This window comes from Mesorhizobium sp. M7A.F.Ca.CA.002.05.1.1 (assembly GCF_003998335.1).
GTDB lineage: Bacteria > Pseudomonadota > Alphaproteobacteria > Rhizobiales > Rhizobiaceae > Mesorhizobium.
The window spans coordinates 2,377-11,153 of the sequence record NZ_RZQI01000102.1 but is presented as its reverse complement, the minus strand read 5'-3'; the positions used below and the strand labels follow the sequence as shown (position 1 = coordinate 11,153).

Here is an 8,777-nt window from a genome sequence, read left to right as displayed (position 1 = left end):
CTATGAAATCGCCGAAGTGATGAAAGCCGTGGCGACCTTGCACCCGGCGATCGAAATTCCGGACTCACGCTATGACGATTTCTGCGCCGTCGGGGCGCCGCAGCTCATTGCGGACAATGCCTGCGCCAATCTGTTTGTCATCGGCGAGGCGGCGGAAGACGACTGGCGCGGCGTGGACCTTGCAAAGCACCCCGTGGTCGCTTTCGTTTCCGGAAAGTCGCAGCACAACGGATCGGGAGCGGCCGTGTTGGGCGATCCTCGCATCGCGCTCACCTGGCTCGTCAACGAGCTGTCGGGCCTGGGCATAGCGCTCCAACCGGGACAGGTGGTGATTACAGGCACCTGCGTGACGCCGATAAGCGTCGAGGCAGGCGACGAAGTCACCGGCGATCTCGGCCGGTTTGGCCGCGTCTCGGTGCGGTTTGTCTAGGCTCCGCGCTGCCTGGCCACGAAACTGCGCACCGCCAGCACCAGCACGGTGATGATGATCAGGATCACCGAGAGCGCGGCGATCGCCGGGTCGATGTTGTCGCGCAGGCCCATCCACATCAGCCTCGGCAGGGTGATGGCGTTGACCGAGGTGATGAACAGGGTGACGCCGATTTCTTCCCACGACAGCACGAAGGAGAGCAGTGCCGCTGTGATGATGCCGAACTTGATGTTGGGCATGATGATGCGGGTGGCGCGCTCCCACACAGTGGCCCCTAAGCCCCGCGCGGCAAGGTCGATGCGCCGGTCGAGCTGGCTGAGCGAGACCAGCATCAGCACGGTGGCGAAGGGCACCGTCATCACCGAATGCGCCATGGCGACGCCGAGCCATGTGTCATAGCCGAAGAACGTGCTGAAGCCCGAGATCGAGGTCAGCAGGAAGTAGAGCGTGATCGCCGAGACCACCGGCGGCACCACCATCGGCAGTAGCACGAAGCCGACCAGGGCCGCGGTGAAGCGGGGCTGGAACATCCAGACGCCGAGGCTGAAGCACAGCGCGAGCACGGTTGAAAAGGCGCTGCTGACGACACCGATGCGGATCGAGAGCAGGATCGATTGGAGCCAGCGCGGGTCCTCGACCAGCGCCCGGTAGTGGCGCAGCGACAGTTCGCCCGACGGCATCGCCAGCATGCGGCTCGGCGTCAGCGACACCGGGATGACGGCGAGCAGCGGCATCAGCAGGAACAGCGCCACGAGGGCGGCGATGATCAGCGAGACGGGACCGGGGCGGTAGGTCGGCATCAGATCAACTGCTTCGGTCTGACGTATCGGAACAAAAGCGCCATCAGCGCGCCGACGAACAGCACCAACACGACGCTGATCGCCGCCCCCAGGCCCCAGTCCGGGCTCTGGAAGATCCTGAGATAGATCAGCTCGGCGATCATGACGCTGCGGCCGCCACCGAGGATCGCCGGCGTGACGAAGAAGCCGAGCGAGAAGACGAACACGATCATCGCCGCGCCGATGATGCCGGAGCGCGTCATCGGCACGAACACTGTCCAGAAGGTGCGCATGCGGCTGGAGCCGAGCCCGCGCGCGGCCAGGAGCACGCGGTCGTCGAGGCTGCGCATAGCCGATGCCAGCGGGAAGACGGCGAAAGGAATGAGGAAATGCGTCATGCCGACGATGACGCCGAATTCGTTGCGCACCAGCGCCAACGGTTCGGAAATGAAGCCGATCGCCTGCAGCCAGCTGTTGATCAGGCCGCGATTGGAGAGCAGCGCCACCCAACCGAAGGCACGGGTCAGCACGGAAATCCAGAAGGGAACGAGAATGCAGAACTCGGCGACCAGGCGCTGTGCCGGGGTTCCACGCACCCAGACGACGGTGATGGCGTAGGCAGCGGCCACCGAAACCACGGTGACGACCGCCGCGATGCGCAGCGTGCGGATGAACACCGACTGCACGAGATCGTCGGTAAGCAGCGCCTCATACTGGCCGAGGCCGGGCGTCGGCAGCGTGAAGCTCCATTTGACGACGCCGAGGAACGGCCAGGCATAGGCCAGGACAAGAAACAGGAGCAGCGGCGCCATCAACAGCGCCGCGCCCATCCTGTCGGAGAGATAGGATCTCATGTCGACCCGATTACCCCTGCCCTGATCAGGCCGAGATGATCTTGGTGTATTCGTCGAGCGCCGGCCCGTAGTTCTTGGCGTACCAGTCCATGTCGAGCGCGATCTGCTTCTTCATGTTCTCGGGATCGACCGGGTTGATGCGCTTCTTGTCGGCAGGGATCAGCGCGTCTGCCGCCGGGTTTGCAGGACCTTGGCCGAGCTTGTCGAACATGACCAGCTGCTTTTCAGGGTCCTGGGCACTGGCGATGAACTTCATCGCAGCGTCCTTGCCGCCGGGATTGCCCTTGAGCACGGCGAGCGCACCGGGCGAGATCAGGCCCTGGTCCCAGATGAACTTGATCTTGCCGCCGCTATCCTGCTCGATCAGTGAAGCGCGGGTCGACCAGACGATTGCCATCGAGGCCTCGCCATTGAGCAGCACGCTCTGACTTTCGGCGCCGCCACCCCAATAGGCAACGACGTTTTCCTTGAAGGCGGCGATCTTGTCATGGGCGCGCTTGAGATCGAGCGGGTAGAGCGACGCAGGCGCGATACCGTCGGCGAGCAGCGCCGCTTCCCAGCTCGACACGCCCCATTTGTAGAGCGAGCGCTTGCCGGGGAATTTCTTCACGTCGAAGAAATCGGCCATGCCGGTCGGCGCGTCCTTGCCGTACTTCTCGGAATCATAGGCGATGACATAGGAGAAGAAATAGGTCGAGGCGGCGTATTCCCAACCAAAGCCGGGCCGCATCTTCTTCTTGTCGACGATGTTGTAATCGATCGGCTCGAGAGCCCCCTGGGCGCCGAGCGTGATGGCCGAGAACGGATCGACATCGACGAGATCCCAGGTCGGCGCGCCGCTCTTGAATTGCGCGGCGATGGCACCTTCGGTCGGACCCGAACCGTCCATCTTGACGGTGATGCCGGTGTCCTTGGTGAAGGCCTGGCCATAGGCGGCATCGTAGGCGGTGATGGCATCGCCACCCCAGTTGACCAGCACCAGCTCCTTGGCCTGCGCAAAGGCACCTGTCGAGCGCAGCAGCATCGGCGTGCCGGCCAGCACGAGTGCCGCCAACTGTGTGAACTGCCGGCGCGAGATCTCACCGCGGCCTGCCCTGGCGGACAGGCTCTCGATGGCTTGTTTCTTGGTATCATGTGTCATGTCAGTTCCCCTTTTTTGTTGTTGATAGTGCCGGAATCGGTGCTGCGATATCTCGCCACACCGTTCGTCATTGCCCTCCATGCGGAAGGAGGAAACCCTTTTCCGCCGGCCAGGTGAGCCAGACGGAGTTGCCCTTGCTCAACGCCGCGGCAGCCACCTCGCTCGGCACCGAGACCGTGACCTTGGCGCCTTGCCGCGTCGTCAGGTCGAGCCGCGTTGCCGCGCCGAGATAGGTGGAGTTGGTGGCGGTAGCGGCGATCCCATTCTCACCATCTGCCGCCTCGCTCGATATCGACATGTATTCGGGCCGGATCGCCAGGATGGCATCGCCGCGCACGAGTTCGGCCTTGCAGCCCATGCTGACCGCGCGGTCCTCGCACAGGCCGGTCGAGCCATTGCCGGCAGGCTTGACCCCCTTCAGCGGCAGCATGTTGATCTCGCCGAGGAACTCGGCGACGAAGCGGTTGTCCGGCCGGTCGTAGACCTCGTCGGGCGCTCCAACCTGCAGCAATTTGCCGTGGTTGAAGATGGCAACGCGTGACGACAGCGCCAGCGCCTCGCTCTGGTCGTGGGTGACGAAGACGAAGGTGGTCCCGGTCTCCTGGTGCAGCCGCTTCATCTCGGCCTGCATCTGGCCGCGCAGGCCCTTGTCGAGCGCGGAAAACGGTTCGTCGAGCAACAGCACGCCCGGTTCGAACACCAGCGCGCGGGCCAGCGCCACACGCTGCTGCTGACCGCCTGACAATTGCGCCGGCAGTTTTTTCTCGTGGCCCTTGAGGCCGACGCGCTCGATCATCTCGCCGACGCGGCGCTTGATGTCGGCGGCCGATTTCTTGCGCACCTTGAGTGGGAAGGCGATGTTGGCTTCGACGCTCATATGCGGGAACAGCGCGTAGCCCTGGAACACCATGCCGGCGGCACGTTGCTCGGCCGGCCGGTCGGTGATGTCGACGCCGTCGCTGAACAGCTTGCCTTCGGTCGGCTGCACGAAGCCGGCAAGGATCATCAGGAAGGTGGTCTTGCCCGAACCGGACGGCCCGAGCAGGGTCAGGAACTCGCCACGGCCGATATCGAGCGACAGATTGTCCAGCGCACGGAATGAGCCGAAGCTCTTGCCGATCCCGATTGCCTTGATCTCTGCGGCACGGCCGGGTTGCTGCATACTGCCCTTTCCCTAACGCTTGTCGAAATCGTAGGCAGGGTGCCGGCTCACCGCAACCGAATAGTTTTCGCGTGATCGGCAAATTCCATTCATCTATGGCGAGATGTCGCCACCTGCCCTCAATACGGCAGAATGCGGTTCTCCTGGAGTTTCGACCGCAGCCATCCTGCGAACGCTTCCAGCACCGGATGCGAAGCCTTGGCGTGTTCGGAGACCAGGAAATAGGAACGCGGCGACTTGATCGCTATGTCGAACGGCCTGACCAGCCGGCCCTCGCTCAGCGCCCGCCGGCTGGTCAGTTCGTCGCCCATGGCGATGCCCTGGCCGGCAATCGCCGCCGAAAAGACGAGGTTCATGTCCGAAAAGAAGATGCCGCCCTCAATGTCGGGGTTTTCCACCTTGGACAGCGCCAGCCAGCGCGCCCAATCCTCGGTGTCATCGAGATGCAGCAGGTTGGCGCGCAGCACGTCCGACGGCCGGGAAAAACCACCGACCTTGTTGAGCAGTGTCGGGCTGCAGAGCGGCGTGAACGAGATTTCACAGAGCGGCTCGACCGCCCGGTTCGGCCAATTGCCGACACCAAACGCAATGAAGGCATCGGCATCGGCATTGCTGACATCGTCGAGCCGGCGCGGCGTCAGGATGCGCAGCGCCACGTCAGGATACATCTGCCGGAACTCGCCGATATGGGTGCACAAGAACAGCGAGGCGAAGCCGGGCGTGCAACTGACGGCGAACGAGCCGCCGACTCCGGTGCCGGCATCGCGCGTCACCGCGTCGCCCAGAACGGTGAGCGCTTTGCGCACATCGCTGGCGTAGCGCTGGCCGCGCGGCGTCAACGCCACGCCCTTGCCGATGCGTTCGAGCAGGTCGAAGCCGAGGTCGCGCTCCAGCAGGCGAAGCTGATGGCTAACAGCGCTGCGGGTTAGGTGCAACTCGTCGGCGGCGCGCCAGACGCTGCCGTGGCGGGCGAAGCTGTCGAGCGCGCGCAGCGCTTGTGTCGATGGTATACGCAAGGAACCTCAGGTGAACCGAATTTGCACGAACCGGGAAAACATATCACTTTTTAGCGACCCGCTTCACTGCTTTCTTCTCATGCCATGGAGAAACCGGTGGCCACCTCGGCGCAAGCAACCGCCCTTGCCTGTCTCGACGGCATCCAGCCGTTGTTGTCCGCGTGGACACGCACCATCTTCGATTACGGCGAGACCGCGTGGCGGGAGTATCAATCAGCCGCCTGGTATGTCGAGCGGCTGAAACTCGAAGGCTTTTCCGTCGAAGAAGGCTCCGCCGGCATGCCGACCGCCTTCTGCGCGCATTGGACCAACGGCCCCGGCCCGACCATCGGCATGTACGCCGAATACGACGCGGTGCCGGGCAATTGCCAGGATGCCGCTACGGTCGAGCGTCCGCGCCGGGGACTTGGCAACCAGGCCGGCGGCCACACCGACCCGCATTCCGGCCTCGGGATTTCGAGCCTCGGCGGGCTGCTGGCGACCAAGGCGGCGATGCAGCGCCACGGCATATCAGGCACGCTGCGCTTCACCGGCGAGCCGGCGGAAAAGGTGCGCGGGTCAAAGCCGATCCATGCCGCCAAGGGCTATTATGACGGCCTTGCCGGCATGATCTCCTTTCATCCGTTCTACATGCTGCCGCTCTGCAACACGGCGCGCTGGGACACGCATTGCGGCGCGGCCTACGCGATGATCTATCGCTTCATCTGCGACCAACCGGAGCGCTGGGCGCTGGCTGCGGGTGCTGCACCCATTCCGCAAGCACATTCGGCGGCGCGCGCCCCCGGCGCCAACGACGCATTGATGATGATGTACATGGCCTCCAAGGCTCTGCGCGATTCCATGCTGCCGCACCAGGGCGGCTGGTCGATCAGCGAAGCGATCCTGACGGCGGGGCAAGCAACCGCCGACAATTTGCCGGCGGGGCTGGCCGAGATCCAGTACATGATCCGCGTGCCGACGCTTGCCATGGCCGAGCAGGTCACCGCGGTGCTCGACCGCAATGCCGAGGCCGCTGCCAGCATGAGCGGCTGCCGCCATGAGCGGCATTGGGTGTCGAAGTCACGACCGGGACTTGCCAACCATGCCATGGCCGAAATCGCCTATGAAGCGCTGTCGACGGCTGGGCCGCCGCGCTGGGACGAGGACGCCAAGGCAGTTGCCCGCGAAATACAGGTCAATGCCGGGCGCATGGCGAGCGACGAGCCGTTCATCGAAGAACTCGAGCGCTTGATCGAGCCGCAGGCGGCGGAAGCGATCCTGCGCCGCGATCTGCCGCCCTCGCAAGTCAATTCGACCTCCGACGATTACACCGACATGAGCTGGCATACGCCGACAGCGCGGTTCTATGTCGCCCGCCCGGCGCTGCGTTCGGAGACCGGCTACCCCTATCCGGCATGGGTGATGAATGCGCTGGGCGGCATTTCGGCGACGATCGACCCGATGGTCATCTGCGCGTCCAAGACGGTCGCGCTGGCGGCGCTCCGCCTGCTGGAAGACCAGACCGCCCGCGATGCGGCGATGAATGAATTCGTCGCCCGCACCGGCGGCGGAATCGGCGGCTCGAACTGGATCGCCCCGCTCTGTGACTACGAGCCGCCTATCCATTTTCGCTGGCCTGAATATGTCACCACCCCGCGCGGACGCGACTGGTGGATACCGAGCATTCCCCAAGCCAAATGACCGCCGATCTGATCACGAGGAGAACCCCATGACCGTTCATGACCGCATTGTCGCCGAGCCGTTTTCGCTGCAGCGCCGCAACCCAGCCGGCGGCACCAAGCCGCTGACCGCCTGGGGCTTTGCCAACGAGACCGACGTGCTAACCGACGTCCTGCTCGGCTCGCCCAATTTCCTGCGGCATCTGTCGACCAGTTCGCTGTCGCGCAAGCATCTGCGCGAGGCGCCCTGCAACGTCCAGATCGCCCAGGCACAGCACAAGGACCTGGTCGCCGCCTACGAGCATTTCGGCGTCAACATCCACTGGCACGAGCCGACGCCTGAGCTGCCGATGCAGGTCTATTCCCGCGATTCCAGCGTCATGACGCCTTACGGCGCCTTCATCACCGCCATGGCCAACTGGTGGCGGCGCGGCGAGAACTATGCCGCGATCCGCACCTACGAAAAGCTCGGCATCCCGATCTACGACATGGTCACCGCAGGCACGTTCGAGGGCGGCGACTTCAACGTCATCGAGGACGGCGTCGTGCTGATCGGCTGCGGCGGCGCCCGCACGCAGGAGGAAGGTGCGCGCCAGGTACAGGCCTGGTTCGACAAGGAGGGTTGGGAAACCCGCATCGCCTTCATCGACGAATATTACGTCCATATCGACCTGATGGTGGTGCCGATCGCCGAAAAACTGACCGCTGTCTGCCTCGCCTGCACCGAACCCGGCATTGTCGACTGGTTGAAGGGCAAGGGCCACGAGATCATCGACGTGCCGTTCCAGGATACGATGGCGCTCGGCTGCAACTTCATGTCGCTGGGCAGGGACCGGGTGATCGCGCCGACCTCCAGCCAGGCGCTGATCGGTCAGCTCAAGGCGCGCGGTTTCGAAGTCGCGGCCGTCGACATGAGCGAGATTTCGAAGACCGGCGGTGGCATCCACTGCATGGCGCAGGCGCTGAAGCGCGAACCGGCCTGAGGAGTGGGATAGCGCTACGCTGCTTCGCTCACATTCGCATCAGCATGATCGGCATCCTGGCGGCCGAGGGTGCAAGGTCGCGCGCGCAAAACGGCTGAGATCGCCGGCTGGCGGCACCATGTGCCCCGCTTGCGAGTCGCAACGCTGGCCGACGCGAAACTTGCGCGATAGCTAATATAAGCGCACAGTAAAAACGTCTTTTGGGAGAGGACAGCTCATCTGCAAATCGGGAGGAAACCATGAACACCATGAGCCTCACCACGCTTGAACGCGGAAAAACGACAATCGACGCCGCAGCCCTGGAAGCGTTTTCGGCACAATTGCGCGGCAAAATGCTGAGCGAAGGCGATGCCGCGTACGACGAAGCACGGACCGTCTGGAATGCCACGGTCGACCGGCTGCCCGGGCTGATCGTGTGCTGCGTCGGCGCTTCCGATGTCGTCAGTGCCGTGAATTTCGCCAGGGAGAACAGGCTTCTCGTCTCCGTGCGCGGCGGCGGCCACAACATTGCCGGAAGTGCGGTCTGCGATGGTGGCCTGATGATTGATCTGTCATTGATGAAATCGGTGCGGGTCGATGTCGCTGGGCGGCGGGCATGGGTCGGGCCTGGCGCGACGCTTGCCGATGTCGACAAGGAGACGCAGGCCTTCGGGCTGGTGGTGCCGACCGGAATCAACTCGACCACCGGCATATCCGGCCTGACGCTGGGTGGCGGCTTCGGCTGGATCACCCGCAAATTCGGCCTGACCATCGA

The 8,777-nt window shown here is 64.0% G+C and carries 9 protein-coding genes; 4 read left to right on the top strand and 5 right to left on the bottom strand.

Features of this window, described 5'->3' with window-relative positions; translation table 11 throughout:
- On the top strand, nt 1-430 hold a 430-nt coding region (locus EN939_RS07995), incomplete at its 5' end, for a 2-keto-4-pentenoate hydratase (RefSeq protein WP_335930788.1).
- Here EN939_RS07995 and EN939_RS07990 read toward each other — a convergent pair.
- From EN939_RS07990 to EN939_RS07970, 5 genes are all read right to left on the bottom strand, one after another.
- The gene (locus EN939_RS07990; protein ID WP_127267595.1) at nt 427-1,230 is read right to left on the bottom strand and encodes an ABC transporter permease; all 804 of its coding nucleotides are present in this window, start codon (nt 1,228-1,230) and stop codon (nt 427-429) included. The genes EN939_RS07995 and EN939_RS07990 overlap by 4 nt on opposite strands.
- On the bottom strand, nt 1,230-2,063 hold the full coding sequence (locus tag EN939_RS07985; RefSeq protein WP_127267594.1) for an ABC transporter permease: 834 nt from the start codon (nt 2,061-2,063) through the stop codon (nt 1,230-1,232). The genes EN939_RS07990 and EN939_RS07985 overlap by 1 nt, the downstream gene beginning before the upstream one ends.
- 25 nt (nt 2,064-2,088) lie before the next feature.
- On the bottom strand, nt 2,089-3,204 hold the full coding sequence (locus tag EN939_RS07980; protein ID WP_023812803.1) for an ABC transporter substrate-binding protein: 1,116 nt from the start codon (nt 3,202-3,204) through the stop codon (nt 2,089-2,091).
- Nucleotides 3,205-3,271: 67 nt separating this feature from the next.
- On the bottom strand, nt 3,272-4,366 hold the full coding sequence (locus tag EN939_RS07975) for an ABC transporter ATP-binding protein (RefSeq protein WP_127267593.1): 1,095 nt from the start codon (nt 4,364-4,366) through the stop codon (nt 3,272-3,274).
- Between the two features lie 119 nt (nt 4,367-4,485).
- A complete protein-coding gene (locus EN939_RS07970; protein ID WP_013532647.1) occupies nt 4,486-5,382 on the bottom strand; it encodes a LysR substrate-binding domain-containing protein in 897 nt (298 codons plus the stop codon).
- 84 nt (nt 5,383-5,466) lie between these two features.
- Between EN939_RS07970 and EN939_RS07965 the strand changes: the two genes are divergently transcribed.
- The 3 genes from EN939_RS07965 to EN939_RS38945 all read left to right on the top strand — a co-directional run.
- Entirely contained in the window at nt 5,467-7,062 is a 1,596-nt protein-coding gene (locus tag EN939_RS07965; protein WP_164748712.1) for an amidohydrolase, read from the top strand.
- 28 nt (nt 7,063-7,090) lie between these two features.
- Complete coding sequence (locus tag EN939_RS07960) at nt 7,091-8,023, top strand: dimethylarginine dimethylaminohydrolase family protein (protein WP_127267591.1); 933 nt, start codon at nt 7,091-7,093, stop codon at nt 8,021-8,023.
- Between the two features lie 239 nt (nt 8,024-8,262).
- The coding region (locus tag EN939_RS38945; protein ID WP_245473062.1) for an FAD-binding oxidoreductase at nt 8,263-8,777 on the top strand (515 nt) is incomplete at its 3' end.